The sequence below is a fragment of the Mesorhizobium sp. 8 genome (genome assembly GCF_006351905.1).
Classification (GTDB): domain Bacteria; phylum Pseudomonadota; class Alphaproteobacteria; order Rhizobiales; family Rhizobiaceae; genus Mesorhizobium; species Mesorhizobium composti.
On record NZ_CP040914.1, the window covers coordinates 834,622 to 860,089 of the forward strand.

Annotated in this window: 24 protein-coding genes; 7 read left to right on the forward strand and 17 right to left on the reverse strand. The window is 66.4% G+C overall.

What is annotated here, in order from left to right; genetic code table 11:
• Window positions 1–54: 54 nt before the first annotated feature.
• The 15 genes from lpxB to FGU64_RS03930 all read right to left on the reverse strand — a co-directional run bounded on the left by lpxB (window position 55) and on the right by FGU64_RS03930 (window position 17,027).
• Entirely contained in the window at window positions 55–1,236 is a 1,182-nt protein-coding gene (gene lpxB, locus FGU64_RS03860; protein WP_139950956.1) for a lipid-A-disaccharide synthase, read from the reverse strand.
• Window positions 1,226–2,125, reverse strand: a complete 900-nt coding sequence (lpxI, locus tag FGU64_RS03865; protein WP_139950957.1) for a UDP-2,3-diacylglucosamine diphosphatase LpxI — start codon at window positions 2,123–2,125, stop codon at window positions 1,226–1,228. Before lpxI ends, lpxB begins: the two co-directional genes overlap by 11 nt.
• Window positions 2,112–2,942 (reverse strand): acyl-ACP--UDP-N-acetylglucosamine O-acyltransferase, encoded by an 831-nt coding sequence (lpxA, locus tag FGU64_RS03870; protein ID WP_139950958.1) that lies wholly within the window; start codon window positions 2,940–2,942, stop codon window positions 2,112–2,114. The genes lpxI and lpxA overlap by 14 nt, the downstream gene beginning before the upstream one ends.
• Window positions 2,943–2,955: 13 nt before the next feature.
• Window positions 2,956–3,420: a 3-hydroxyacyl-ACP dehydratase FabZ gene (fabZ, locus tag FGU64_RS03875; RefSeq protein ID WP_136353699.1), complete on the reverse strand. Its 465-nt coding sequence runs from the start codon at window positions 3,418–3,420 to the stop codon at window positions 2,956–2,958.
• On the reverse strand, window positions 3,413–4,465 hold the full coding sequence (gene lpxD, locus FGU64_RS03880; RefSeq protein ID WP_136353697.1) for a UDP-3-O-(3-hydroxymyristoyl)glucosamine N-acyltransferase: 1,053 nt from the start codon (window positions 4,463–4,465) through the stop codon (window positions 3,413–3,415). The genes fabZ and lpxD overlap by 8 nt, the downstream gene beginning before the upstream one ends.
• Before the next feature lie 69 nt (window positions 4,466–4,534).
• Window positions 4,535–6,919, reverse strand: a complete 2,385-nt coding sequence (bamA, locus tag FGU64_RS03885; protein WP_139950959.1) for an outer membrane protein assembly factor BamA — start codon at window positions 6,917–6,919, stop codon at window positions 4,535–4,537.
• Window positions 6,920–7,138: 219 nt separating this feature from the next.
• Window positions 7,139–8,278, reverse strand: a complete 1,140-nt coding sequence (gene rseP / locus FGU64_RS03890; protein WP_139950960.1) for an RIP metalloprotease RseP — start codon at window positions 8,276–8,278, stop codon at window positions 7,139–7,141.
• Window positions 8,279–8,390: 112 nt separating this feature from the next.
• Window positions 8,391–9,215 (reverse strand): phosphatidate cytidylyltransferase, encoded by an 825-nt coding sequence (locus FGU64_RS03895; protein ID WP_139950961.1) that lies wholly within the window; start codon window positions 9,213–9,215, stop codon window positions 8,391–8,393.
• Window positions 9,216–9,225: 10 nt separating this feature from the next.
• On the reverse strand, window positions 9,226–9,945 hold the full coding sequence (locus FGU64_RS03900) for an isoprenyl transferase (RefSeq protein ID WP_136353688.1): 720 nt from the start codon (window positions 9,943–9,945) through the stop codon (window positions 9,226–9,228).
• 23 nt (window positions 9,946–9,968) lie between these two features.
• Complete coding sequence (gene frr / locus FGU64_RS03905; RefSeq protein ID WP_136353685.1) at window positions 9,969–10,523, reverse strand: ribosome recycling factor; 555 nt, start codon at window positions 10,521–10,523, stop codon at window positions 9,969–9,971.
• 57 nt (window positions 10,524–10,580) lie between these two features.
• Window positions 10,581–11,303: a UMP kinase gene (gene pyrH, locus FGU64_RS03910; RefSeq protein WP_136353683.1), complete on the reverse strand. Its 723-nt coding sequence runs from the start codon at window positions 11,301–11,303 to the stop codon at window positions 10,581–10,583.
• 140 nt (window positions 11,304–11,443) lie between these two features.
• Window positions 11,444–12,364, reverse strand: coding sequence for a translation elongation factor Ts (gene tsf / locus FGU64_RS03915; RefSeq protein WP_139950962.1), 921 nt, complete (start codon window positions 12,362–12,364; stop codon window positions 11,444–11,446).
• Window positions 12,365–12,572: 208 nt separating this feature from the next.
• On the reverse strand, window positions 12,573–13,373 hold the full coding sequence (gene rpsB / locus FGU64_RS03920; RefSeq protein WP_136353678.1) for a 30S ribosomal protein S2: 801 nt from the start codon (window positions 13,371–13,373) through the stop codon (window positions 12,573–12,575).
• Between the two features lie 230 nt (window positions 13,374–13,603).
• On the reverse strand, window positions 13,604–14,323 hold the full coding sequence (locus tag FGU64_RS03925) for a purine-nucleoside phosphorylase (protein WP_139950963.1): 720 nt from the start codon (window positions 14,321–14,323) through the stop codon (window positions 13,604–13,606).
• Window positions 14,324–14,426: 103 nt separating this feature from the next.
• A complete protein-coding gene (locus FGU64_RS03930; protein WP_139950964.1) occupies window positions 14,427–17,027 on the reverse strand; it encodes a PAS domain-containing sensor histidine kinase in 2,601 nt (866 codons plus the stop codon).
• 205 nt (window positions 17,028–17,232) lie between these two features.
• Here FGU64_RS03930 and FGU64_RS03935 point away from each other — a divergent pair, with 205 nt between their 5' ends.
• Window positions 17,233–17,946 carry a flagellar biosynthetic protein FliO gene (locus FGU64_RS03935; RefSeq protein WP_139950965.1) on the forward strand — a complete coding sequence of 238 codons (714 nt, stop codon included), beginning with the start codon at window positions 17,233–17,235 and terminating at the stop codon, window positions 17,944–17,946.
• A gap of 86 nt (window positions 17,947–18,032) precedes the next feature.
• Here FGU64_RS03935 and dksA read toward each other — a convergent pair whose 3' ends face one another.
• On the reverse strand, window positions 18,033–18,449 hold the full coding sequence (dksA, locus tag FGU64_RS03940) for an RNA polymerase-binding protein DksA (RefSeq protein ID WP_136353672.1): 417 nt from the start codon (window positions 18,447–18,449) through the stop codon (window positions 18,033–18,035).
• A gap of 236 nt (window positions 18,450–18,685) precedes the next feature.
• On the opposite strand from dksA, the gene FGU64_RS03945 reads away from it, so the two are divergent.
• From FGU64_RS03945 to FGU64_RS03960, 4 genes are all read left to right on the forward strand, one after another.
• Window positions 18,686–19,189 (forward strand): histidine phosphatase family protein, encoded by a 504-nt coding sequence (locus tag FGU64_RS03945; RefSeq protein ID WP_139950966.1) that lies wholly within the window; start codon window positions 18,686–18,688, stop codon window positions 19,187–19,189.
• Window positions 19,190–19,264: 75 nt separating this feature from the next.
• The gene (locus tag FGU64_RS03950; RefSeq protein WP_139950967.1) at window positions 19,265–20,746 is read left to right on the forward strand and encodes a YcjX family protein; all 1,482 of its coding nucleotides are present in this window, start codon (window positions 19,265–19,267) and stop codon (window positions 20,744–20,746) included.
• The gene (locus FGU64_RS03955) at window positions 20,743–21,813 is read left to right on the forward strand and encodes a TIGR01620 family protein (protein WP_139950968.1); all 1,071 of its coding nucleotides are present in this window, start codon (window positions 20,743–20,745) and stop codon (window positions 21,811–21,813) included. Before FGU64_RS03950 ends, FGU64_RS03955 begins: the two co-directional genes overlap by 4 nt.
• A gap of 109 nt (window positions 21,814–21,922) precedes the next feature.
• Window positions 21,923–22,471, forward strand: coding sequence for a hypothetical protein (locus tag FGU64_RS03960; protein ID WP_139950969.1), 549 nt, complete (start codon window positions 21,923–21,925; stop codon window positions 22,469–22,471).
• A 90-nt stretch (window positions 22,472–22,561) separates the two neighbouring features.
• Here FGU64_RS03960 and FGU64_RS03965 read toward each other — a convergent pair whose 3' ends face one another.
• Entirely contained in the window at window positions 22,562–22,828 is a 267-nt protein-coding gene (locus tag FGU64_RS03965; RefSeq protein ID WP_136353662.1) for a hypothetical protein, read from the reverse strand.
• A gap of 234 nt (window positions 22,829–23,062) precedes the next feature.
• Here FGU64_RS03965 and FGU64_RS03970 point away from each other — a divergent pair, with 234 nt between their 5' ends.
• Entirely contained in the window at window positions 23,063–24,904 is a 1,842-nt protein-coding gene (locus FGU64_RS03970) for a monovalent cation:proton antiporter-2 (CPA2) family protein (protein ID WP_139950970.1), read from the forward strand.
• Window positions 24,901–25,455, forward strand: coding sequence for a DUF924 family protein (locus tag FGU64_RS03975; RefSeq protein ID WP_136353658.1), 555 nt, complete (start codon window positions 24,901–24,903; stop codon window positions 25,453–25,455). The genes FGU64_RS03970 and FGU64_RS03975 overlap by 4 nt, the downstream gene beginning before the upstream one ends.
• Window positions 25,456–25,468 lie beyond the last annotated feature (13 nt).

Consider the following 25,468-nt stretch of genomic DNA (forward strand, 5'->3'; position numbering starts at 1 on the left):
GTAAGTGAGTAGGGGAGTAAGGGATCGGAATATCTCCCCTATTCCCCTATTCCCCTATTCCCCTATTCCCCTATTCCCCTTCACCACATCCATTACCGCCGCCGCCGCGATCTCGCCCGACGGTTTCGCCGTCGTCATGCGCCGGCGCACTTCGGCGAAGCCGTCCTTCTGCCACCCGCGTAACTGCGTGTCGCTCCACAGCCCCTCGATGTAGCGCGCCAGCGACATCGGCCGCACATAGCTGTTGTAGCTTTCGGGCACCACCGGCCGGTCGGCGATGAGGTTCGGCAGCACCCCCGTCCAGATTTTCACCAGGCTCTGCACCGCCTGCATGACCGGATCGAAACGATAGCAGGAGATCATCGGAACGCCGCTCAGCGCCAGTTCCAGCGAAACGGTGCCCGAGGCGATCAGGGCGGCATCGGCGACGCCGAAGGCGCGCCACTTGCCCTGCGGATCGGTGACGATTTCGGGCCGTTCGTTCCAGTTCGCCGTCGCCGAACGGACGAGATCGGCGACATGCGGCACGGTGGGCAGGATGAGCCGCATCTTGTGGCCACGCCGACCAAGGATGGCGACGGTTTCGCCGAACGGCTCGATCAGGCGGCGCACCTCGCCGCGCCGGGAGCCGGGCAGGATCAGCAGCGTCTTGGTGCGGTCCAGCGAAAAGTCGCGCGGCTTCGCCTGCTCGGCCGCAGCGGCAAGCACGCCGGGGTCCTGCGTCAGCCGGTGGCCGACGAAGGTGCCGGGCGGGCCGCCCAACCGCTCCAGTTCTTTCGCCTCGAACGGCAGCAGGCACAGGATACGGTCGACGTAAGGGCGCATCGCCGGCGCCCTGCCCGGCCGCCAGGCCCAGACGCTCGGACAGACATAGTGGACGATCGGGATCGCGGGGGCGGCCGCGCGCACCTTGCGGGCGACGCGCAGCGAAAAATCCGGACTGTCGATGGTGATGAGGCAATCCGGCTTTTCCTGCGCCACGAGCCTCGCCACCTGGCCGATGCGGCGCATCAGCCGCGGCAGGTCGCGGATGATGGCGCTCAACCCGATCAGCGCGATCTCGCCCGCGTCGAAGGCCGACTGCAGGCCGAGTTCGGCGAGATGCCGGCCGCCGACGCCGACCAGCCGCACCTCGCGTCCGGTGGCCTTGCGCAAGGCGCGCACCAGGTCGGCGCCGAGCAGGTCGCCCGATTCCTCGCCGGCGACGATGGCGATCTTCAACGGCTCAGCCGCCATGACGCTCCTCCCGCGCGGACAAGCCGAGCGCGAACAGGCCGAGCGCATCGGCGCGGGCGACGAGCTCCGGGCCGTCGATGACCAACGACCGGCCCGCTTCCACGGCGATGCCGGACAGGCCCGCCGCATGCGCAAGCTCGATGGTGGTCGGCCCGACCGTCGGCAGATCGGCGCGCAATTCCTGTCCGGGCTTCAGGCATTTGACCAGCACGCCGCCTCTCTTGCCCGCCAGTCTTCCGTGGCCGCGCAGGTCGCGCACCCGCTCCAGCAGGCCGTTGGTGCCCTCTATGCCCTCCAGGGCGATAGCGCGGCCGCCGATGGCAACGGCCCCCTGCCCGATGTCGAGCGCGCCGATCGCCTCGGCGGCGGCGCGTCCAGCCTCGATGTCGCGCCAGTCCGCCGCCTTCGGCCAGGCCTTCGTCCAGGGCCCTTCCATGGCCAGCAGTTCCGGCACGATCTGATGGGCGCCGACGACATGGATGCCGCTGGCTTCCAGCCATCGCATGATCAGTCTGAGCAATCCGTCGTCGCCCTTGCCGAGGCCCGCGATAACGCTGGGCAGCAAGGTGACGAGGCCGAGACTGGGGCGTATCGCCGACAGTTTCGGACGGCGGCGTATCTCGCCCGCCATCACCAGATGGGTGACGCGATGGCGCTTCAATATGCTGACGAGCTTGCCGATATCCTCCAGCGGGCGCGTCTCGTGCTCGCACGTCTCCAGCACCGTGCCCGGCTCGGCCTCGCCTTCCAGGATCAGCACGAAAGGATCGCTGCCCAGGGCCTTGAGCGCCCGCGCCACTGCCTGCGGAAGCACGCCGCCACCAGCGACGATGCCGGGCCTTGCCCCGGATGCGAGTTGCAGGCCTTGCTGCGCCTCAGTCCTCGTCATTGCCGTCGCTGCCACCACCCTTCAGCGGCGGCACAATGAAATAGCGCTTTTCGCGGGTGGAGAGGAAATCGACGATCTTCATGATGTTCGGTGAACCGGAGAATTCAGCTCTCGCCTTTTCGACATTCTCGGCCATGGGATGAGCCTGGTCGAAGATCATCTTGTAGGCGCGGCGCATGGCATGAAGTTCGCTGTGCGGCATGCCCGAGCGCTTCAGGCCGATGATGTTGAAGCCGCGCAGCTTGGCCCGGTTGCCGGACGCCAGACCGTAGGGGATGACGTCGCCGACGATGGCCGAACAGCCGGCAAGGAAGGCGTTGTCGCCGACGCGCACGAACTGGTGCACGGCGGTCAGGCCGCCGATGTTGACGTTGTCGCCGATTTCGCAGTGTCCACCCAGTGTGGCGCCGTTGGCGAAGGTGGCGTTCCTGCCCACCACGCAGTCGTGCGCGATGTGCGTATAGGCGAGGAAATTGCCGTTATCGCCGACGATCGTCTCACCGCGACTGGTATCGGTGCCGACGTGCATGGTCACGCCTTCGCGGATGGTGCAGTTGGCGCCGATAATCAGCGTGGTGCGGCCACCCGTGTGCTTGTTGTTCTGCGGCGGGGCGCCGAGTGTCGCCATCGGATAGACCTTGCTGCCCTCGCCGATGGTGGTGGCGTTCAGCACCGAGACATGCCCGATCAGTTCGACGCGGTCGCCGATCACCGCATCGGCGCTGACATGGCAGAACGGGCCGATGCGCACGCCGCTGCCGATCCGCGCGCCCGGCTCGATGACGGACGAGGGATGAATGACTGTCTGGTCCTGCATGGATACCCGTTCTCTACTCGTCGACGACCATCATCGCCTGAATTTCGGCCTCGGCGACCTTGCCGCCGTCCACAATCGCCTCGCAGGCGAACTTCAGGAGGTTGCCGCGCTTCTTGAGCTTTTTTACCTGGATGCGCAACTGGTCGCCCGGCACCACCGGCTTGCGGAACTTGGCGCCGTCGATGGTGAGGAAATAGACCAGCGAAGGCTTGGCCACGCCGGCGGCACGGATGCAGATGGCGCCGGCCGTCTGCGCCATCGCCTCGACGATGAGCACGCCCGGCATCACCGGCAGGCCCGGAAAATGGCCCTGGAAATATTGTTCGTTCATCGTCACGTTCTTCACGCCGACAGCGGAATTGTCGCCGTCGATGTCGACGATGCGGTCGATCATCAGGAACGGATAACGATGGGGCAGAAGCTTCATCAGCCCCACGATGTCGACCGCTTCGAGCGTCGAGCCGGCCGCTTCAACCATGCTTGTCTCCCTTCCCGTGCTTGGTGAAGTTGCGGATCGCCGACAGTTCGCGGAAGAAATCCCGCATCGGCTGGGCCGGCAGGCCCGCCCAGCGCTCGCCGGCCGGAATGTCGTACATCAGGCCGGCCGACGCCGCCACCTGCACCCGGTCGCCGATGGTCAGGTGGTCGGCGATGCCGACGCGCCCGCCCAGCATGACGAAGTCGCCGATGGTGACCGAGCCGGAAATACCGCAATGCCCGGCGATGAGGCAGCCGCGGCCGATGCGCACATTGTGGGCGATCTGCACGAGGTTGTCGATCTTGGTGCCCTCGCCGATGATCGTGTCGGCCATGGCGCCGCGATCGACGGTGGTGTTGGAGCCGATCTCGACATCGTCCTGGATGATGACACGGCCGATCTGCGGGATCCGTTCCGGCCCCCTGGCGCCACCGACGAAACCGAAGCCGTCCTGGCCGATCTGGGCGCCGCCATGGATGACGACGCGGTTGCCGATCAAGGCGTAGCGGACACTGACGTTCGGCCCGATATAGCTGTCGCGACCGATGCGGCACGAATGCCCCACCACGGCATTCGGCGCAACGATGGTGCCGCTGCCGATGGCCGCATCCGGTCCGACGACGGCACCGGCCTCGATGATAGCGCCCGGCTCGATATGAGCGCTTTCATCGACATGGGCGCGCGGCGAAACACCCGTCTCCGCCGTCAGCGTATCGGGCGTGGCGGCGGCCGGGAACATCAGCCGCCCGACCATGGCGAAAGCCTGCTGCGGGCGCGGGTTGACGAGAACGGCGACGCCGGTGGGCGCCTTGTCGGCGAATTCGCGCGGACACAGAACGGCGGCCGCGCGCAGCGTCTCCATCAGGCCGATGTTGCGCTTGCCCTCGACGAAAACGAGCGCAGAACCGCCGCCGTCGCCGGCGGAGGCGATGGTTTCGATGACGGTTTCGGAATAGGCGGAATTGGACAGTTCCGAGCCGGTCAGGTTCGCGACCTCAGCCACCGTATAGCGGCGTGAAGGCACAAAGAACACCGGATCCTTCATTCGCGAGCAATGTCCAGCTAGTCGCTCGCCTCCGGGCCTGGGAGGTCCGGAGGCACCGCCTTGCGGCGATCAGAAGCGGGTCGATATGCCGAAGTTGAATTCCTGCACGTCGTCGGTGTCTTGCTTGGCCAGCGGGACCGCGTAGTCGACACGCAACGGACCGAAAGGCGACGCCCAGATCAGGCTGACGCCGGCCGAGGCGCGCCACTTCATGTCGGTGGACGAGGCAAGCACGCCATTGACCTTGCTGCCGTAAAGCGTCGCGGCATCGGCAAAGACGGCGCCGCGCAGGCCGAGACTTTCGGGCACGATCGGCAGCGGGAACTGTGCTTCGGCCGAGGCATTGAAGTAGGTCGTGCCGCCGAGATGGTCGTACCCGGCCGCGCCGTCGATGCCGTTCTTGTAGGCAACGGGGCCAATGCCGTTGAAGTCGAAACCGCGAATGATGCGGTCGGTGCTTTGGAAGTGGTCGAACACGCGCAGGTCGTTGTCGCCATAACCGGCAATGTAGCCGGCGCCGCCCGACACGAGGCCGACGATATCCATTTCTTCCGACAGCGTCTGGTAAACCGAAGCGCGTGCGGTGAGCTTATAATACTTGGCATCGCCGCCGAGGCCCGCGAATTCCGCACCCAGGTTGGCGTAGATACCGTAATGCGGGTTCTTGGTGTCGTCGATGGTGTTGTAGATCAGGTTAGTGCTAACCGACGACTTCAGCCACGGGCTGTTCTTGATGCCGTCCTGAATGGCTGTCGAGACATAGCAGCCCGCATCGGGCACGCCATCGCCATTGGCGTCACAATTATCATCGTAGGAGTATTTCTCCTCCGAGATATTATACGCGACCTGCGTGGTGATGTTGCTCGTAATCGGCAGGCCGAAGCGGACCGTGCCACCGGTCGTCTGGACGTCGTAGTCGTCGTACTCGCGCGTCGAACGGAACACGTCGAAGCCGGCCGCGATGCGCTGCCCGAGGAAATACGGCTCGGTGAAGGAGAAACCGTAGTCGCGCGAATGCCTGCCGCCGCCGGCCGACACGCGGATGAACTGGCCGCGACCGAGGAAGTTGCGCTCGGTGATCGAGCCCTGGATCGACGCGCCGGGCGTGTCGCCGCCGGTCGAATAACCGGCGCCGATGGAGAACTCGCCGGTGGACTTCTCGACCACGTCGACCACCAGCACCACCTGATCCGGTTCGGAACCGGGTGCGGTTGAGATGTCGACCTTCTCAAAGAAATCGAGGGCTTCCAACCGCTTCTTCGCGCGCTGGATGAGAACCTGGTTGAAGGCGTCGCCTTCGCTCACGTCGAATTCGCGACGGATCACGTAATCGCGCGTGCGCGTGTTGCCGCGGATCTCGATCCGCTCGACATAGGCCTTCGTGCCCTGGTCGACGGTGTAGACGACCGAAATGGTGTGGTTCTCGAAGTTGCGGTCGCCGCGCGGCGTCACCTGGGCGAAGGCGTAGCCCTGTCCCGCCACCTTCTCGGTCAGCGCGATGATGGAATTCTCGACGTCCTTGGCACTGTAGACGTCACCCTTGCGGGATTCGACCACCGATTCCAGCGACTTCGAATCGAGCTCCGGGATCGTGCTGTCGACGCTGACGTCGCCGAACGTGTAGCGATCGCCTTCGTTGACCGTGATCGTCACGGTGTATTCGTTGGTCTGGTCGTTGAGTTCGCCGAAGGCCGAGACGACCTGGAAGTCGGCGTAGCCGTGGTTGTAGTAGAAGCGCCGCAGCAGTTCTTCGTCCGCTTTCAGCTTGTTCTCGTCGAAAACGTCGTCGCGCAGCATGAAGGACAGCATGCTGCTGCGCTTGGTGTTGATGATGTCGGCCAGCCGGCGCGAGGAATAGGCGTGGTTGCCGACGAAATTGATGGCGGCGATCTTGGTGCGGCCGCCTTCGTTGATGTTAAAGACGACGTTCACGCGATTGTCGCCCAGATCCATGATCTGCGTCGTCACATTGGCGTCGTCGCGGCCGATATGGGCATAGGCCGCCTTCACCGCCTCGACGTCGGCATCGAGCGTCGCCTGCGAGAAGGAGCTGCGCGGCTTCAGCTGCACCGTGTTGGCGAGCTGCGCGTCCTTGAGCTTCTTGTTGCCCTGGAACAGGACCTGATTGACGACCTTGTACTCGGAAACGGTGACCACCAGCGCCGAACCGACCTGGTTGATCTGCACGTCGGAGAACAGGCCGGTGCCGAACAGCGCCTTCACGGCCTGGTCGACGTCGCCGCTGGAGAAGGACTTGCCCGGCTTGATCTGGATGTAGTTGCGAATCGTCTCGGCCTCGACGCGCGTGTTGCCGCGCACCTCGACCCTGCTGACCACCGCGGCTTCGGCAGACGAAACGGCGGCGAACTGAACGACCACAGCGCCCGGCACAACCAAAGCGGCGGACAAGGCCGCCGCGGACGCGGCGCTCAGAAGCTTGGATACTGCCTTCATCGGGCTTAAGAACCTTTTTCTCGTAGTCCCCACGGCGAGAAAACCGGACGTGCGGTCTATTTCCCGTACCGTAATAACCGGATTTTCCCTACACGCAAGGCTTCTGGTTAATTTGTATTTACTTCACCGTTCGGCGTGGCTTTCGCGTCACGCCTATCCCCCGGCATGGTAAACGGGCGCTGAACGACCGACGGTCTGAAGTCGAATTTCTTCATGATTTCAGCACCCAAACAGATCGTTCCAGAAAACGAACCCCATGAAGCCGAGCACCAGCAGGAAACCGGTGCGATACATCGCCTCCATCATCCGTTCCGACACCGGACGCCGGATGACGGCCTCCACCGCGTAGAACAACAGGTGTCCCCCATCCAGCGGTGGAATCGGCAGCAGATTGAGGATGCCGATGCCGACCGACAGCAGCGCGACGAGCTGCACCAGCCACTCGAAACCGAGCTTGGCGGCCTGCCCGGCCATGCCGGCGATCTTCACCGGCCCGCCGAGCTGGCACTTGTCCTCTCGCCCGACGGCGAAGCGCTTCAGGAACTGCCCGGTGCGCTCGATGATATGGCCGGTTTCTTCCACAGCGACGCCGAGCGCCTGGACGGGCGTATAGGTGACGAGGCGCGGCTGGCCGACTTCCTGGTTGTTGACCACGCCGATGATGGCCACCTGCACCTTGTTGCCGAGCGCGTCCTGCTGCTCCATCAGCCTTGGCGTGGCGACGACGGTGACGTCCTTGCCGTCGCGCAGCATGACGAAGGTGATGGCGTCGCCCGCGCGGCCTGAAACGAGACGCTGCACGTCGGCAAAGGTTTCCACCTTCTCCCCATCGACGCTGACGAACCGGTCGCCGGGCATGATGCCGGCCTCTGCGGCCGGGCTGCCGGCGGTGACCGACGCCACCATCGGTTCCGCCACGTAGCGGCCATAGGCGGCGAACAGGACGGCGAAGACGGCGATGGTGAGCAGGAAGTTGAACAGCGGGCCGGCAAAGACCGTAGCCGCGCGCTTCCAGACCGGCTGGGTGTGGAAAGCCACCTTGCGCTCGGCTTCGCTGAGCCCGGCGGTCTCCGGATCGGTCGGGCTCGACGTGGCGTTCATGTCGCCGACGAACTTCACGTAACCGCCGAGCGGGATGGCGCACAGCTTCCAGCGCGTGCCGTGGCGATCGTTGAAGCCGATCAGTTCGGGGCCGAAGCCGATGGAGAAGGCGTTGACGCCGATGCCGCAAGCCCGGCCGACGAGATAGTGGCCCATCTCGTGGACGAACACGACGACCGTCAGCACGAACAGGAACGGCACCAGCGTGCCGATCAGGATTCCCTCAGTGCTCGTGAGGGCATACAAAAGTTCGTTCACCTGTCGCCCTCGATTGTCCGGATGCCTGCCGTCCGCCTGCCTGCCGTCCGCTTGCCTGAATGTGCCGCCAATGCGGGCAAATCCGTGACGTCGCCTGCCTGCTGCATTGGCGTCAGCCCGCGAACAGGCCGTGCGCCGGATGATCCGCCGAAGCTGCCGCCCAGCCGATGAGGTACAGCGCGAAGGCGGCCGCGACAAGCCCGTCCACCCGGTCCATCACGCCACCGTGACCGGGGATGAGCTGGCTGGAATCCTTGCGGCCGTGGCGGCGCTTCACCCACGATTCGAACAGGTCGCCGGCCTGCGAGACGACGGACAGGATGAGCGCGACGAAGCCCAGCCAGGCAAGATTGCCTGCCCCCGCGATCGCCGCCAGAACGACACCGGCGACCACGCCGCCGACGGCGCCGCCGAGCGCGCCGCTCCGCGTCTTGCCGGGCGAGATGGACGGCGCCAGCTTCGGCCCGCCGACGGCCCGGCCGACGAAATAGGCGAGGATGTCGGTCGCCCACACCACCGCGAACACGAACAGGATCGCCAGCAGGCCTGAATGGTCGTCGCCGCGCAGCAGGGCGAGCGAGAGACCGGACAGGCCGGCATAGGCGATGCCGGGCGCATCCCAGCGCCCTGCCCCGTCCCGGCGCATCGCAGCCACAATCGCGGCGACGGCCACCAGGGCGACGAGCAGGACGAGCAACGCCAGCGCCGGCAGGCCGGCGGCAAGGGCCGCGAGAAAGACCAGCATCAGCACGCCCGGCAGGAAATCGAGAAGCTTCAGTTCGCCGCCGAAACGCGCCATGCGCACCCATTCGTAGAAGACCGCGCCAGCGATGAGGACGGCGACGAGGCGGAACGGCACCCCACCATACCAGGTCGGCACCAGGATCAGGGCGATCAGCACGACCGCCGAGATGACCCTCACCTGAAGGTTGCTCATGATGATGCGCTCACAGGGCGATATCCTGCGGGGCCAGCCCGCCGAAGCGGCGTTCGCGGCGGCCGAAGGCATGCAGCGCCTCGGCAAGCTGCTCCGGGCCGAAATCCGGCCAGTAGCAGGGCAGGAAGACGAGTTCGCTGTAGGCCGCCTGCCAGAGCAGGAAATTGGACAGGCGCAATTCGCCGCTGGTGCGGATGACCAGCTCGGGGTCCGGCAGGCCGGCGGTGTCGAGCGCGCCGGCGAAACTGTCGGCGGTGATGGCGTCGGCCGCGATCGTGCCGGCAGCGGCAGCTTCGGCGAGCTTGCGCGCGGCGCGCACGATCTCGTCGCGGCCGCCGTAGTTGAAGGCGATGATGAGGTTCAGCGCGCCGTTGCGGGCGGTCAGCGATTCGGCTTCTTCCAGCAGCGCGCGGATGTCGGGCTGCAGGCCGTCGCGGTCGCCGATGACGCGCACCCTGACGCCGCTCTGGTGCAGGTCGGCGAGATCGCGGCGGATGAACAGCTTGAGCAGGCCCATCAGGTCGCTGACTTCCGACTTCGGCCGCGACCAGTTTTCGGAGGAGAAGGCGTAGACGGTCAGGTGCGAGATACCGAGGCCGGGCGCGGCGCGGACGGTCTTGCGCAACGCCTCGACGCCGGCGCGATGGCCGGCGAGGCGCGGCAGGCCACGGGCCTTCGCCCAGCGCCCGTTTCCGTCCATGATGATCGCGACATGCGCGGGAGTTGCCATCGTTCCGCCTTCGGCAGGTCCGCTCAGACCTGCATGATCTCCGCTTCCTTCTCGGTCAGAAGGCTGTCGATCGTGCTGATGATCTCGTCGGTCAGCTTCTGGACGCGGTCCGCCTGCTTGCGGTGATCGTCCTCGCTGATGTCGCCGTCCTTCTCCGCCTTCTTCAGGAAATCCATGCCGTCTCGGCGCACATGGCGCGCGGCGACGCGGGCGTTCTCGGCATAGGTGTGCGAGATCTTCACCAGTTCCTTGCGCCGCTGCTCGTTGAGTTCCGGCAGCGGAATGCGCAGCGTCGTGCCGTCGACGATCGGATTGAAGCCGAGATTGGATTCGCGGATGGCACGGTCGACGGCGCCGACCATCGACTTGTCCCATACCGAAACCGAAAGCATGCGCGGCTCCGGCACGGTGACGTTGGCCACCTGGTTGATCGGCATGGCCGAGCCGTAGGCCTGCACCTGGACGGCATCGAGCAGGTTGGAGGATGCGCGGCCGGTGCGCAGCGAGGCCAGGTCGTGCTTGAAGGCGGCAATCGCCCCGTCCATGCGCCGCTTGAGATCGTCGTAGTCACCAGTCATTTTCGTCTCCCGGCCTGTCGGTCGGCCTTGCTGTCTTTTGTCCGGATCCGCTTCGGATCAATCGTCCGCGACCACCGTGCAGCGGCCGCCGCCTTTCAATATTTCGCCGAAACCGCCTTTTTCGTGGATCGAATAGACGATTATCGGGATGTTGTTTTCGCGCGCAAGGGCAATCGCCGCCGTATCCATGATGGAAAGGCCCCTGGTGATGACTTCTGCATGGCTGATGCGCTCGAAGCGGGTCGCGTTCGGGTCCTTCTTGGGATCGGCCGAATAGACGCCGTCCACCTGCGTGCCCTTGAACAGGGCGTCCGCGCCGATCTCGGCCGCGCGCAGCGCCGCCGCCGAATCGGTGGTGAAGAAGGGGTTGCCGGTGCCGCCGGCGAAGATCACCACCTTGCCCTGGTCCATGTAGGCGGTGGCCTGGCGCTGCGAGAAGCTTTCGCAAATCTCGGGCATGGCGATGGCGGAGAGAACGACGGACTCGACGCCGATCTTGTTGAGCGAAGTGCGCAGTGCCAGCGAATTGATGACGGTGGCGAGCATGCCCATATGGTCGCCGGTCACCCGGTCGCCGCCCTTGGAAGCGACGGCCACGCCGCGGAAGATGTTGCCGCCGCCGATGACGACGCCGACCTCGACACCGAGCGCCCTCGCCTCGGCGATGTCGGCTGCGATGCGGTCGACGACGGAAACGTCGATGCCGAAATGCTGTTCGCCCATCAGGGCTTCGCCCGACGCCTTGAGAAGCACGCGTCGGTAGAGGGGCTTGGCCGTCATCTGGTCCTCGGGATCGTGGCGAAGGCGGCCGGACAAATCGCCCGACGCCGCACGGCGCGTCTCAATGATGATGCGACCCGATACACGAAGGGCGCCGCGATGTCACGCGGCGCCCCTGGTGAAACTGCCTGCGGCAGGGCTTACTTCTTGACCGCCGCCGCGACCTCGGCCGCGAAGTCGGTCTCTTCCTTCTCGATGCCCTCGCCCAGCGCGAAGCGCAGGTAGGCGGTGATCTTGGCCGGGGCGCCGATGTCCTTCTCGGCTTCCTTCAGCGCCTTCTCGACCGTCAGGTCGGGGTTGAGCACGAAGGCCTGCTTCAGGAGCACGACTTCCTCGTAGAACTTGCGCAGGCGGCCCTCGACCATCTTTTCGATGATGTTCTCGGGCTTGCCGGACTGGCGGGCCTGCTCGGAGAAGATCGCCTTCTCGCGCTCGACGGCGGCCGGGTCCAGCGCATCAACATCCAGCGACAGCGGGTTGGTCGCCGCGACATGCATGGCGACCTGGCGCGCGAAGGCGCTGGCCTTGTGTGCGTCGCCGGCCGTCTCGATGGCGACCAGCACGCCGAGCTTGCCGAGGTTGTCGGCCACCGCGTTGTGGATGTAGGTGGCGACCGCGCCCTGCGCGACCGTCAGCTTCTCGGAACGGCGGAAGCCGAGGTTCTCGCCGATAGTGCCGACGGCGTCCTTGATCGTCTCGGTGACGGTCTTGTCGGAGCCGGGATACTTGGCGTTGGCCACCGCCTCGGTCGAACCGTAGGCGAGCGCCACCTTGGCGACGTTGGCGACTATCGCCTGGAAGGCGTCGTTGCGGGCGACGAAGTCGGTCTCGGAGTTGACCTCGACGATGGCCGCCTCGCGCACGCCCGCCTCGACGCCGATCAGGCCCTCGGCCGCGACGCGGCCGGCCTTCTTGTCGGCCTTGGCGATGCCCTTGGCGCGCAGCCAGTCGACCGCCGCCTCCATGTCGCCGTTGGTCTCGGCCAGCGCCGCCTTGCAGTCCATCATGCCGGCGCCCGTCAGGTCGCGCAGTTCTTTGACCTGTGCTGCTGAAATGCTCATTGAATGCCTCTTTGTCTCGAAACGCGCATTTTCCCCGGCAGGGCTTCAATGCGCGGGCGCACCATCGAAAGCTCGATGATGCGCCGTTGATTCAGGCGGACCGTTCTCTACGCATTTCCGGACGCAAAACCGTTTCACACTTTTGCTGGAAATGCTCTGGCACGCCGTGATTTCAGGAATGTGAAGGCCGGGACCGGCCTTCGCCTTCTCAGGCCTCCGGCGCCTCGGCGGCCGGGGTCTCGGCGACCGGAGCCTCCTCCAGCGCCGGCTCGGCCGGGGCTTCGGCGGAAGCGCCGATGTCGACGCCCAGCGCGCCCTGCTGGCGGGCGATGCCGTCGATGGCAGCCTTGGCGATCAGGTCGCAGTAGAGCTGGATGGCGCGCGCGGCGTCATCGTTGCCGGGGATCGGGAAATCGACCTTGTCCGGATCGCAGTTCGAATCGACGATCGCCACCACCGGGATACCGAGGCGCTTGGCCTCGAGGATGGCGATGGCCTCCTTGTTGGTGTCGATGACGAACATCAGGTCGGGCGTCGAGCCCATGTCCTTGATGCCGCCCAGCGCCTTGTCGAGCTTCTCGCGCTCGCGGTCGAGGTTCAGGCGCTCCTTCTTGGTGAAGCCCTGGGCTTCGCCGCCGGAAAGCAGCTCGTCGAGCTTGCGCAGGCGCTGGATCGAATTGGAGATCGTCTTCCAGTTGGTCAGCATGCCGCCGAGCCAGCGCGAATTGACGTAATACTGCGCCGAACGCTGCGCGGCGTCCGCCACGATGTCCGAAGCCTGGCGCTTCGTGCCGACGAACAGCACGCGGCCACCGCGGGCGACGACGTCGGAAACCTGCTTGAGCGCCTGGTGCAGCAGCGGCACCGTCTGCGACAGGTCGATGATGTGGATGTTGTTGCGGGCGCCGTAGATGTAAGGCGCCATCTTCGGGTTCCAGCGATGCGTCTGGTGGCCGAAGTGAACGCCAGCTTCCAGAAGCTGGCGCATGCTGAAGTCGGGCAGAGCCATTCTCATTTCCTTTCCGGTTGACCTCCACGGACACTTGACGATTTCGGCAAACCGGCCTGAAAGCAGAGCTGTTCAGATGGTCTGACCTCACCGCCACCGGAGGTTTCCGCCGGATTTCTCCCGGACAGACACCAAAGTCCATGTGTGGAATGGGCGCGCATATAGTCTGTTGCGGTGCAAAAGGCAACCCGCCCGCGCCCTTGACCGCCGCCAGCGCCCGTGGCCGCAAATCAGGAGGTGCAGGCGACCTCGAGGGCGAGCCTCGTCATGTCCGAGAAAAGCGCCTGCCGCTCGGCATAGTCGGTTTCCTCGCCGGTGGCGATGTTGTCGACCACCGTGCAGATCGACAGCGCCCGCGCGCCGAAGTGGCCGGCGATGCGGTAGAGCGCGCTGGTCTCCATGTCGACGGCGATGGCGCCGGCCGCCTGCGCCGCGGCGAAGCGGCCGATGCCGCTGCCGCGCGGATGATAGAAGACGTCGCTGCAAACGGTCAGGCCGGCCCGGCAGGCGATGCCGAGTTCCCCGGCCTTTTCGATCGCCCGGCGCAGGAGATCCGGGTCGGGCCGGCAATCCCGCGCATCGTAGAGGCCGAAGACCTGGCCGCTCACCGCATCCTCGCCCCGAGCCTCGCTCGAGATCACCACGCTGCGCAGCGCGGCCGCGCCGGTCAGGCCGCCGCATGTACCAATGCGGATCAGCGTTCGCGAGCCGAAGTGATCCAGCAATTCGTACGCGTAGATCAGGAAGGAGGACGCGCCGATGCCGGTCGTCTGCACGCTGACGGGACAGCCACGGAAAGTGCCGGTGAAACCGAGAGCCTCGCGCCGCCGGTTGACGCAGCGCGGCGCCTCCAGAAACGTCTCCGCGATCCATCGGGTGCGCTGCGGGTCTCCCGCCAGCAGCACCGTCCCTGCATAGTCGTCCCTCTCGGCCTCGTTGTGCGGCGTCATCGCACCCCCACGATGCCATCATGACACCACCGGCGCGCGCCAACAATCGTACACCACGACGAAAAGCCCCGATTTTCGGGCTTTTCGCGGGGATCGTGCGCCGTCAGGCCTCCAGCACTTCCTTGACGACGGTGGCGAGCTGCTTGAGCGAGAAGGGTTTCGGCAGGAATCCGAACTGCGCGTCTTCCGGCAGGTTCTTGGCGAACGCATCCTCGGCATAGCCGGAGACGAAGACGAACTTGATGTGCGGCTGGCGCTTGCGCAGCTCGCCGAGCAGCGTCGGTCCGTCCATCTCGGGCATGACGACGTCGGAAACGACGATGTCGATCTTGCCGTCGAGCGAATCGAACACCTCTAGCGCCTCGACGCCGGACGACGCCTCATGCACCGTGTAGCCGCGCGAGGTCAGCGCGCGCATGCCGCCCATGCGCACCGCGTCCTCGTCCTCGACCAGAAGCACGGTGGCCGAGCCGGAGAGGTCCCGGGCCTCGGCCGGCTTGGGCGCGGGCGCCGCCTCGGCAGGCCGCTCGCCGTCGAGAGCAGTCGATCCCGCCTCCGCCGCCTTCTTCGCTTCGGCGATGTGGCGCGGCAGGAAGATGCGGAACGTCGTTCCCTTGCCGACCTCGGAATCGCAGAAGATGAAGCCGCCCGTCTGCTTGATGATGCCGTAGACCATCGACAGGCCGAGGCCGGTGCCCTTGCCCACTTCCTTGGTGGTGAAGAACGGCTCGAAGATCTTCTTCAGCACGTCCGGCGCGATGCCGCTGCCGCTGTCTTCCACCTCGACCAGCACATAGTCTCCCGGCGTCAGCTCGCGATAGGCCGCGAAGGTGCCGCTCTCGTCGCCGGGCACGTTGCGCGTGCGCACCGTCAGTTCGCCGCCCGAAGGCATGGCGTCGCGCGCGTTCACCGCCAGGTTCACCACCACCTGCTCGAACTGGCCGATATCGACCTTGACCGGCCACAGGTCGCGGCCGTGGTCGATCCTGAGCTTGATGTCGCTGCCGACGAGCCGCGCCAAAAGCATGCGCAGATCCGCCAGAACGTCGGTCAGGGTCAGCACCTCCGGCCGCAGCGTCTGCTTGCGCGAGAAGGCCAGCAACTGCCGCACGAGCGAGGCCGCGCGGTTGGCGTTCTGCTTGATGTTCATGATGTCCGGGAAGGACGGGTCGGACGGCCGGTGGTTGGTCAGGAGCAGGTCGGACGCCATGATGATGGCGGTCAGCACGTTGTTGAAGTCGTGCGCGATGCCGCCGGCGAGCTGACCCACCGCCTGCATCTTCTGGCTCTGCGCCATCTGGCCTTCCAGCGCCTTCTGTTCGGTCGTGTCCACCGCGTAGACGATGGCCGCCTCCTCCGCCCCCTCCCCGCCGGTGCCGTCGGCGATGGCGTTGACGTAGAAGCGGATATGCCGCTCCTCGTTGTCGGGCAGGACGGTATCGATGGGCGCGATGTCGGCCTGCCGTTGGCTGGCCTTTTCGAGCGCCGCCGCGAAAGCCGGGCGGTCGCGCTCGTGGATGACGGTGTCGAAGCGGACCTTGCGATCCACCGCGTCACGGTCCACCACCGGCCCGAACAGCGACAGGAACGGCGCGTTGGTGCGCAGGATGCGGCCGTCGTGGTCGACGCCGGCGATCGCCATCGGCGTCGAGTTGAAGAAGCGCGTGAAGCGCACCTCAGAGGCGCGCAGGTCGGCCGAGGCGTCCTCGCCCTGCGTGCGGTTGAGCACGATGGTGCGCGTCGGCCCGCTCGATCCTTCGCGGCTCGCCGTCAGCCGGTGCATGAAGCGCACCGGCAGCATCTTGCCGGAAGTCGTGGTGAGGTCGAGGTCGATCACGGCGTTGCGCGTCGTGCCGGGATCGGCCTTCACCGAACGGACCAGCGCCATGCCGTCGCCGGCGACGATTTCGGAAAGCGTGATGGCGCCCGGCGTGAAGGAGGCGAGGTCGATGCCCAGCCATTCCGCCAGCGTGGCGTTGATATAGGTGACGCGGCCTTCCTGGTCGGCCGAGAAGAACCCCGCCGGCGCGTGGTCGAGATGGTCGATCGCCTTCTGGAGGTCGAGGAAGAAGCGCTCCTGTTCGGCCCGCTCGTCGGAAATGTCGGCGAGCTGCCATGCCAGCAGCGGCTGGCGCTGGCCGGGCACCTTGAAGGTGCGCGCCCGCGTCCGGTACCAGCGCGCGCCGGACTCGGCGCCGGGGCGGATCGAATGCGCGAGGCGGAATTCGCCGTCGCCGGGCTGGCCGTCGCGCAGGCCCGACGCCAGCCTGTCGATGGTCGCCGCCGCTTCCGGCACGTCCGACAGCAGGCCCTCGACGGTCCTCAGATCGGCGGCGGAAGCCGCGCCCGTCATCTCGGCATAGGCGCGGTTGGCATAGACCACCCGGCCCTTGGCATCTGTGACCAGCAATCCCTGCGCCATGGAATCGACGAACGCCTTGGACAGGTCGTCACCCGACGAACGCGGCGAGAACTGCAGGAAGCCGATCGCCGTGGCGAACAGGAAGCCGACGCCGATCATCGCCAGCACGCCCAGCATGCCCAGCAGGAACGGATCGCCGAAGCGCTCGCGGAAGATGCCGAACACGATCGCCGCAGCCGTGAGGACGACGATGAAGATCACCAGCCTGGTCACCGCGCCGGGCCGCGTATTGTGATCGACGATCGGCACCGGGTAGAAATCGCCGCGCGTTTCCCTGGCCATCTGCCCCCTGCTCACGATTCCACTGTCCCGCCGGCAGCGGTTGAATCATATTCTCCCGACGGGGAAAAGGCCCAGCCGGCGTTTGTCCGCCGAAAAGCGGCCTCCAGCGGTGGACATATGCCCGCACCGGGCAAAGGCAACTTGCGATATCAGCTTTGTGCGGTCTAGTCTGCCCGCGGGTTCGATGGCGGGTTGGGGGAAGGTGATGCTGAACTGGTTGAACGACGTGGCGGGCCCCAATTACGCGCCGGCGATCCTGTGGACCTTCTCCGCACTGCTCCTGCTGATCTGCGTGCTCGTCGTCATCCGCCTGATTCGCGGCCTGACCTTCGGCACTTTTGTCGCCGGCGGCCGCAACCGAAAGACGCGGCTGGCGGTGATGGACGCCACGGCCGTGGACAGCCATCGCAGGCTGGTTCTGATACGGCGCGACGACATCGAGCACCTTCTTTTGATCGGCGGCCCGACGGACGTGGTGGTCGAACGCGATATCCGCCTGTCGGCGTCGCGGCGCCCGTCGCTGTCGGGCGACGCACATGCGCAGCACCCCGCCCCCGCTCCGAGGCCGCAACCGGCACCGGCGCCGCAACCTGTCCGGCAGGCGCCGCGCCAGCAGCCGCCTTCCCCGCCGCACGCCTCTCCTGCGCATGCTTCCGTCACGCCGATCCGCGAGGCGATGCCGCGGCCCGCGCCGCTGCGCCCGGTTCCCACGCCGCCCGCCCATACGCCGCCGCACGGCGCTGCCGCGCACCCGAAAGCGGCGCCCCAGGACGATATCGACGATGCGTTGATGAGCGAACTCGAAGTGTCTCTCGATGAGGCACACGCCGCCGCAGCCAAGCCCGCCGCCGGCAAGCAGGACACGCTCGACGACGAGATGACCAAGCTGCTCGGCGAGCTTGCCAGCCACAAGCGCTGAGCCAGTAGCTAAAGAGAGAGCGGCCAAACGCCGGCCGCGCAAGGGGAATTCCCCTGTGCGCTACCCGCTATAGCCTGCTCGCGTGCTCAGTCGTCGCGATAGACCTTTTCGCGGCGCTCGTGGCGCTCCTGCGCCTCGATGGACAGCGTCGCGATCGGACGCGCATCCAGCCGCTTCAGCGAGATCGGCTCGCCGGTCTCTTCGCAATAACCGTAGGTGCCCTCATCCAGCCTCTGCAGTGCCGAATCGATCTTGGAGATCAGCTTGCGCTGGCGATCGCGCGCCCGCAGTTCGATGGCGCGGTCGGTTTCCGACGACGCCCTGTCTGCAAGATCGGGATGGTTCGCGTTTTCCTGCTGGAGGATTTCGAGCGTCTCGCGCGCCTCTCGCAGGATGTCTGTCTTCCAGACGACCAGCTTCTGCCTGAAGTAGGACTTCTGCCGCTCGTTCATGAACGGCTCGTCTTCTGAGGGTACGTAATCGGAAGCTATGATTTCGCTCATTCGACTCACCCGACAACCCCAAAATTTGGCGCCTATATATTCGCCGTCAATCGTTGGCACAAGCGCAAACGGCAACAGGTCCACGCATTTGTCGGGACCGCCGCAGGCGCCGTTTCGACCCTCGCCGGCGATCGTTTCGAGCAGGTCAGCCATGCACGGCCGACATTGCGCAAAGCCGCCCCGCCCGCTAATTCTGCCGGCGCGGGGCGAGCGCCCGACTGTCGGAAGGAGGCCGGGTGAAAAGGCTGTATCTGTTGAGGCATGCCAAGGCCGGATGGGCGATGCCCGGCATACGCGACTTCGACCGCCCGCTGGACGAAGTCGGGCACGCCGATGCGGAAGCGACCGGCATGGCGATGGCCGCAGCCGGCTATGTGCCCGACCTGACGCTCTGTTCCAACGCCCGCAGGGCGCGCGAAACGCTCGAGGGAATTGCCGGCAACGCCGATATCGGCCGCGTGCTTTTCTTCGACCAACTCTACACCGAGGACGCGACCGGCTATCTCGCCCTCATCCGCGAACACGGCAGCTTCGGCTCGCTGCTGGTCATCGGCCATAACCCGATGATGGAGGATCTTGCCACGGCCGTCGCCGGCGACGGCGAGCAGGAAGCGCGCGACGCGCTGGCCAGCGGCTTCCCGACTTCCGGCCTCGCCGTGGTCCGTTTCGACGACGGCCTCGACGAAGCCACGACCGGCGCCGGCTATCTGGAAGCCTTCGTGACCCCGGCCGCCGGCTGAACTGTTCCAAAGCCGCCGCGCAGTCCCTATATCGGGAGGCCTTCATTCCGGAGGTCCCGCGCGAAAGGCCCCGACTTGGCATCATCGCTGACCACCATCACCGACGAGGCGCGCATCGCGCTCGACACGCTGTCGGGCCGCGCCGCCGGCCTGTTTTCCGCCCCTTCGGTGCGGCTCGGCGTGACCGGCCTGTCGCGTGCCGGCAAGACGGTGTTCATCTCCGCCCTCGTCCACAACCTCGTCCACGGCGGACGCCTGCCGCTGTTCGAGGCGCAGAAATCGGGACGCATCGCGCGCGCCGTGCTGGAGCACCAGCCGGACGACGCCGTGCCGCGCTTCCAGTACGAGGACCACATCGCCGCCCTGGTCAAGGACCGTATCTGGCCGGACTCCACCCGCGCCATCTCGGAACTGCGCCTCACCATCGAATACGAATCGGCGTCGGCCTGGAACCGCATGTTCTCGGCGGGAAAACTGTCTGTGGACATCGTCGACTATCCCGGCGAATGGCTGCTCGACCTGCCGCTGCTCGGCAAATCCTTCGCCGATTTCTCGCGCGAGGCCTTCGAGATGGCCGAACTGCCAGTGCGCGCCGACCTGTCGCGCGAGTGGCGCGCGCTGGCGGCGGAAGCCGCGCCGGACGCCGACGCCGACGAAATGACGGCGCGCCGCCTAGCCGAGAGCTTTTCCGCCTATCTCAAGGCCTGCAAAGCCGACGAGCGGGCGCTGTCGACGCTACCGCCCGGCCGTTTCCTGATGCCGGGCGATCTGGACGGCTCGCCGGCGCTGACCTTCGCGCCGCTGCCGGGCCTGACCGGCGAGCGGCCCCGTGCCGGTTCGCTGGCCGCGATGATGGAGCGCCGCTACGAGGCCTACAAGACGCATGTCGTGAAACCCTTCTTCCGCGACCACATCGCCCGGCTCGACCGCCAGATCGTGCTCATCGACGCCTTGCAGGCGCTGAACGCCGGGCCGGCGGCAATGGCGGACCTGGAGCGCTCCGTCACCGAAATCCTCGCCTGCTTCCGACCCGGTCGCGGCAACGTGCTGACCGACCTGTTCTCGCGCCGCATCGACCGCATCCTCGTCGCAGCCACCAAGGCCGACCATCTCCATCACGAAAGTCATGACCGCTTGCAGGCCATCGTGCGGCGGCTGGCCGACCGCGCCATCGCGCGCGCCAATTTCTCCGGCGCGGCCGTCGACGTGGTGGCCATGGCGGCGGTGCGGGCGACCCGCGAGGGCACCGTCAAGCAGGGCAAGGAGACGCTGCCCGTCATCATCGGCACGCCGCTGGCGGGCGAGACCATCGACGGCGAAACCTTCGACGGCAAGACGGAAACGGCCATATTTCCCGGTGACTTGCCGGAAGATATCAATGCGGTTTTCGAACAGCCGGAACTGGCTTCGAAGCCTGCCGCGATGGATGCGCCGGTGCGCTTCGTGCGCTTCCGGCCGCCGAAGCTTGAGCGCACCGCCGAGGGGGTGACGCTGTCGCTGCCGCACATCAGGCTCGACCGGGCGCTGCAATTCCTGATCGGAGATCGCCTGGCATGACCCGCAAGCCCGCCGCCTTCCGCATCGAGCCCGAGGCCGACGACCGGCCGGAGCCGAAGAGCACGACACAGGCCGCTCCGCGCAAGCCCCGCTCCGTTGCGGGCGCCGTCGTGGTGGCGGCCGAAATCGACGTCTTCGACGAGCCGGACCTTGTCGCCGCCGAACCGCCGCCGGCGGTCGCACCACGCCGGCGTTCGTGGCTGAGCTCGATCTTCTTCGGTGCCCTCGGCATCCTTGTATCGCTCGCCGTCGGCCTGTGGATGGACCGTCTCATCCGCGACCTGTTCGAGCGCGAGGCGTGGCTCGGCTGGTTCGCCGCCGCGGTTGCCGGCATCGCGGTGCTGGCGCTTATCGTCATCCTGTTGCGCGAATTCATCGCCATCGGGCGGCTGGCCGAGGTGGAGAAGCTGCAAGGCAGGGCGCTGGATGCGATTGCCCGCGACGATCCCAAGGCCGCGCGCGCCGTGGTCGACGAACTGTCCGCCTTCGTCGCGGCCAAGCCGCAGACCGCCGCCGGCCGTCGTACGCTGGCCGACCTGCGCGGCGAGATCATCGACGGCGGCAATCTGGTGCGGCTGGCCGAAACGGAGATTCTCGGCCCCCTCGATGCCGAGGCAAAGCAGATGGTGCTGGATGCGGCCAAGCGCGTGTCGCTGGTCACCGCCGTCAGCCCGCGCGCGCTGGTCGACGTCGCCTATGTGGTGTTCGAGGCCGGCCGGTTGATCCGCCGCCTGTCGGAACTCTATGGCGGCCGACCCGGCACACTCGGCTTCTTCCGGCTGGCGCGCAGCGTGCTGGCGCATCTGGCCGTCACCGGTTCGATCGCCGTCGGCGACAGCTTCGTCCAGCAGATCGTCGGCCACGGTCTCGCCGCCCGGCTTTCGGCCAAGCTCGGCGAGGGTGTCGTCAACGGCATGATGACAGCGCGCATCGGCATCGCGGCGATGGAGACGGCGCGTCCCCTGCCCTTTACCGCGCTGAGGCGGCCCGGCATGGGCGATTTCCTGTCGGCACTGACCAAATTCGCCTCGGCCAAGGCGTCCGGTAAAAGCGCCGCCGCCGATTGACGGCAACGCGAATTCCCGGCATTGCAGGGGCCGAGGTGACGAAGCATTAACCAATATTCTTCATGGTCGGGCCAGTCTCCTCCAGCGTTGCCATTGCCGGGTGTCGTTTATGAAAAGAGTGGTTCTGTCCGCCCTGTTGCCTGCCGCGATCGTCGCTTCGGCCGGCATTGCTACGACAGCGTTCGCCGCCGAGAAGGATCAGTCCTTCTTCCAGTCCGTCGAAGGCAAGTGGGTCGGCCCCGGCGAGATCGTCGCCGGCAAGTACAAGGGCACGAAATTCACCTGCAACTTCACCGGCTCGACGCCTGATGGCAAGATCGGCATGACGCTGGACGGCGGCTGCCGCGTCGGCGTCTTCACCCAGCCGATGTCGGCCACCGTCGAACGCAAGGGCCGCAACGGCTATCGCGGCTCCTTCATGGGCGGCTCGAAGGGCTCCGGCCTCGATATCGTTTCCGGCAATGTCGTCGACGGCCGCAAGGTCGTCTTCGCCATCAACCGCAAGCAGCTCAACGGCGTCATGCAGGCGCGCGTGCCGGACGGCAATTCGATGATCGTCACCGTCTCGGTCCGCGTCGACAAGCAGATGGTGCCGGTGATCGGCATGAACCTGAAGCGCGTCGACGCCTCGGAAGTCGGCGCCATCGCCAAGAACTGACGGCAGCGGCAAGGCTCTGCCCTCCGCGCATGAAAAAGGCGACCGCCGTGGGGCAGTCGCCTTTGCCGTTTCGGGTTTACGGCAGGCTGATCAGCCCTTCACCGCCGCGATCACCTCGTCATAGGCCTTGCAGGCCTCGGCAGCGGTCGTGGCGCCCTGATACTTCGACGTGACGTCCTGCACCTTCGCGGTCAGTTCCGCCGCCTTGGCCGGATCCTTGGTCACCGCCTCCTGCAATGCGGTCGTCAGTTCCTGCGCCTTCTTGGTCAATTCCTCCGTCGTGCATTCGGGGGCCTTGGAACAGGCCGAGCCCGCAAGAGCGGCCAGTCCCACGGCGATCAACAGAAATTTCTTCATCAAAATCATCCTTTACGGTGGAATGCGATCAACATCGCGATGGAATCCCCCGCCACCAACGATCGAGCCTCTATCGGCAGCCCCGGCCGCCTGCAACTCACACGCGAGATTTAACGGTTACACGCGTTACATCCTGATGACATCGGCCGCTCTCCTGCCGCGCGCCTTGTTATGGCAGAGGCGATGGCCCTATGTTCAGGCGCGACCTCCACCCTACCACCCCGGAACCGACCTATGGCCGTAGAGGCTTCCAGCAGCGATCTCGTCCAGGTGGTGGCGCTTCTGGCCGCCGGCGTCGTCGCCGTTCCCATTTTCAAGCGCATAGGCCTCGGCTCGATCCTCGGCTATCTGGCCGCCGGACTGGTGATCGGCCCGTTCGGGCTGCGCATCTTCTCCGACCCGGAAGCGATCCTGCACGTCGCAGAACTCGGCGTCGTCATGTTCCTGTTCATCATCGGGCTGGAAATGCAGCCGTCGCGGCTGTGGGGCCTGCGGCGCGAAATCTTCGGCCTCGGCACCTTGCAGGTGGCGATCTGCGCCCTGCTCCTCACCGGCGCCGGGTTCGCCGGCGGCTTCCCCGTAGCCCAGGCCTTCGTCGCCGGGGCCGGCTTCGTGCTCACCTCGACCGCCATCGTCATGCAGCTGCTGGAGGAACGCGGGGAGATCGCCGTGCCGAAGGGGCAGAAGATCGTCTCGATCCTTTTGTTCGAGGACCTGATGATCGTGCCGCTGCTCGCGCTCGTCGCCTTCCTGGCGCCGGGCGGCGGCGAAACCACGCTGGTGGAACGGTTGCAGGAAGTCGGCATCGGCATCGCCGCCATCGTCGGTCTCGTCTTCGCCGGGCGCTATCTGCTGAACCCGCTGTTCCGCGTGCTTGCCGATTCGCAGGCCCGCGAGGTGATGACGGCGGCCGCCCTGCTGGTCGTGCTGGGATCGGCGCTGGCTATGCAGCTTTCCGGCCTGTCGATGGCCATGGGCGCCTTCCTCGCCGGCGTGCTGCTTTCCGAATCGACCTTCCGGCACCAGCTGGAAGCCGACATCGAGCCGTTCCGCGGCATCCTGCTCGGCCTGTTCTTCCTCGCCGTCGGCATGTCGCTGGACCTTTCCATCGTCGCGGCCAACTGGCGGCTGATCGCCGTCTACGTCGTCGCTTACATGGTCGCCAAGGCGGTCGGCATCTATGCCGTGGCGCGTTTTTTGAAGGCGCCGCACCGGGAGGCGCTGGAACGCGCCGTCTATATGGCGCAGGGCGGCGAATTCGCCTTCGTGCTCTATTCCTCGGCCATGGCCGTCGGCCTCATCGACGGCGCCGCCAACGCCCAGCTCACCGCCATCGTCATCATCTCCATGGTGCTGACGCCACTGGCCATCGTCGGCTTGCGCTGGTTCGCCCCGCGCGACCAGCTTTCGCTGGAAGGCGTCGACGTCGCGGAGGGCCTGACTGGATCGGTGCTCATCATCGGCTTCGGCCGCTTCGGCCAGATCGCCAGCCAGCCGCTCATCCTGCGCGGCGTCGACGTCTCCATCATCGACAACGACGTCGAGATGATCCAGGCCGCCGCCAATTTCGGCTTCAAGGTCTATTATGGCGACGGCACCCGCCTCGACATCCTGCATGCCGCTGGCGCGGGCGGCGCGCGCGCCGTGCTGATCTGCGTCGACAAGGCAGAGACGGCCGTGCGCATCGCCGAACTGGTCAAGTCGGAGTTCCCGCTGGCGACGGTGCTGGCGCGCGCCTTCGACCGCGGCACCGCGCTGCAACTGGTCCATGCCGGCGTCGACTACCAGTTGCGCGAGACGTTCGAGTCGGCGCTGGTGTTCGGCGGCTCGACGCTGGAGGCGCTCGGCGTCGATCCCGACGAGATCGTCGACGTGATAGAAGACGTGCGCCGCCGCGACGCCGCCCGCTTCGAGGTCCAGCTGGCCGGCGACATCCGCGACGGCCGCAACTTCCTGAAAGGCAACATCGCGACGCCGGTCCCCGCCCCCGTCACGACGCCCCGGCAGCCGGGCCGCGCGCTCAACGAGGAGACCGCCGGCGTGCTCGGCAGACAACAGACGGAGCCTGGAACATGACAGCCACCATCGACGCCCGCGCCCTTGCCGTCACCCGCTTCTGGCGGGAAGCAGGGCCGGACGCGTGGTTCCGCAAGGACGACGCCTTCGACGCCGATTTTCGCACCCGGTTCCTCGACCTGCATTATGCGGCGGCACGGCGCGAACTGGACGATTGGGCCGATCATCCCGAAGGCGCGCTGGCGCTGATGATCCTGCTCGACCAGTTCCCCCGCAACTGCTTTCGCGGCACCGGCCACATGTTCGCGACCGACCCCCTCGCCCGCCACCTTGCCGAAAAGGTGGTCGGCGCCGGCCACGACATGGCGCTGGAGGACGCCCTGCGCGCCTTCATCTACCTGCCCTTCGAGCATTCCGAAGCGATGGCCGACCAGGAACGCTCGGTGGCCCTGTTCTCGGAACGGGCGCCGCAGAGCTACATGCCCTACGCCATCGAGCATCGCGACATCATCGCCCGTTTCGGCCGCTTTCCCCACCGCAACGCGGCGCTCGGGCGCGAAACGACGGCAGAGGAGCGGGCCTTCCTCCAGGACGGCGGCTTTGCCGGCTGATCCGGCGTTCGGG

Bases quoted from the DNA above. Each gene is read 5' to 3' on its own strand.
- FGU64_RS03955 (WP_139950968.1), top strand. From the start codon at position 20,743: ATGACCCGCAAGCCCGCCGCCTTCCGCATCGAGCCCGAGGCCGACGAC.
- FGU64_RS03900 (WP_136353688.1), bottom strand. From the start codon at position 9,945: ATGGCAACTCCCGCGCATGTCGCGATCATCATGGACGGAAACGGGCGC.
- FGU64_RS03925 (WP_139950963.1), bottom strand. From the start codon at position 14,323: ATGACGCCGCACAACGAGGCCGAGAGGGACGACTATGCAGGGACGGTG.
- FGU64_RS03970 (WP_139950970.1), top strand. From the start codon at position 23,063: ATGGCCGTAGAGGCTTCCAGCAGCGATCTCGTCCAGGTGGTGGCGCTT.
- fabZ (WP_136353699.1), bottom strand. From the start codon at position 3,420: ATGGTTGAAGCGGCCGGCTCGACGCTCGAAGCGGTCGACATCGTGGGG.
- pyrH (WP_136353683.1), bottom strand. From the start codon at position 11,303: ATGACGGCCAAGCCCCTCTACCGACGCGTGCTTCTCAAGGCGTCGGGC.
- frr (WP_136353685.1), bottom strand. From the start codon at position 10,523: ATGACTGGTGACTACGACGATCTCAAGCGGCGCATGGACGGGGCGATT.
- FGU64_RS03975 (WP_136353658.1), top strand. From the start codon at position 24,901: ATGACAGCCACCATCGACGCCCGCGCCCTTGCCGTCACCCGCTTCTGG.
- bamA (WP_139950959.1), bottom strand. From the start codon at position 6,919: ATGAAGGCAGTATCCAAGCTTCTGAGCGCCGCGTCCGCGGCGGCCTTG.
- FGU64_RS03965 (WP_136353662.1), bottom strand. From the start codon at position 22,828: ATGAAGAAATTTCTGTTGATCGCCGTGGGACTGGCCGCTCTTGCGGGC.
- FGU64_RS03895 (WP_139950961.1), bottom strand. From the start codon at position 9,215: ATGAGCAACCTTCAGGTGAGGGTCATCTCGGCGGTCGTGCTGATCGCC.
- lpxD (WP_136353697.1), bottom strand. From the start codon at position 4,465: ATGAAGGATCCGGTGTTCTTTGTGCCTTCACGCCGCTATACGGTGGCT.
- lpxI (WP_139950957.1), bottom strand. From the start codon at position 2,125: ATGACGAGGACTGAGGCGCAGCAAGGCCTGCAACTCGCATCCGGGGCA.
- FGU64_RS03935 (WP_139950965.1), top strand. From the start codon at position 17,233: ATGCTGAACTGGTTGAACGACGTGGCGGGCCCCAATTACGCGCCGGCG.
- rpsB (WP_136353678.1), bottom strand. From the start codon at position 13,373: ATGGCTCTGCCCGACTTCAGCATGCGCCAGCTTCTGGAAGCTGGCGTT.
- FGU64_RS03930 (WP_139950964.1), bottom strand. From the start codon at position 17,027: ATGGCCAGGGAAACGCGCGGCGATTTCTACCCGGTGCCGATCGTCGAT.
- dksA (WP_136353672.1), bottom strand. From the start codon at position 18,449: ATGAGCGAAATCATAGCTTCCGATTACGTACCCTCAGAAGACGAGCCG.
- lpxB (WP_139950956.1), bottom strand. From the start codon at position 1,236: ATGGCGGCTGAGCCGTTGAAGATCGCCATCGTCGCCGGCGAGGAATCG.
- FGU64_RS03960 (WP_139950969.1), top strand. From the start codon at position 21,923: ATGAAAAGAGTGGTTCTGTCCGCCCTGTTGCCTGCCGCGATCGTCGCT.
- lpxA (WP_139950958.1), bottom strand. From the start codon at position 2,942: ATGCAGGACCAGACAGTCATTCATCCCTCGTCCGTCATCGAGCCGGGC.
- tsf (WP_139950962.1), bottom strand. From the start codon at position 12,364: ATGAGCATTTCAGCAGCACAGGTCAAAGAACTGCGCGACCTGACGGGC.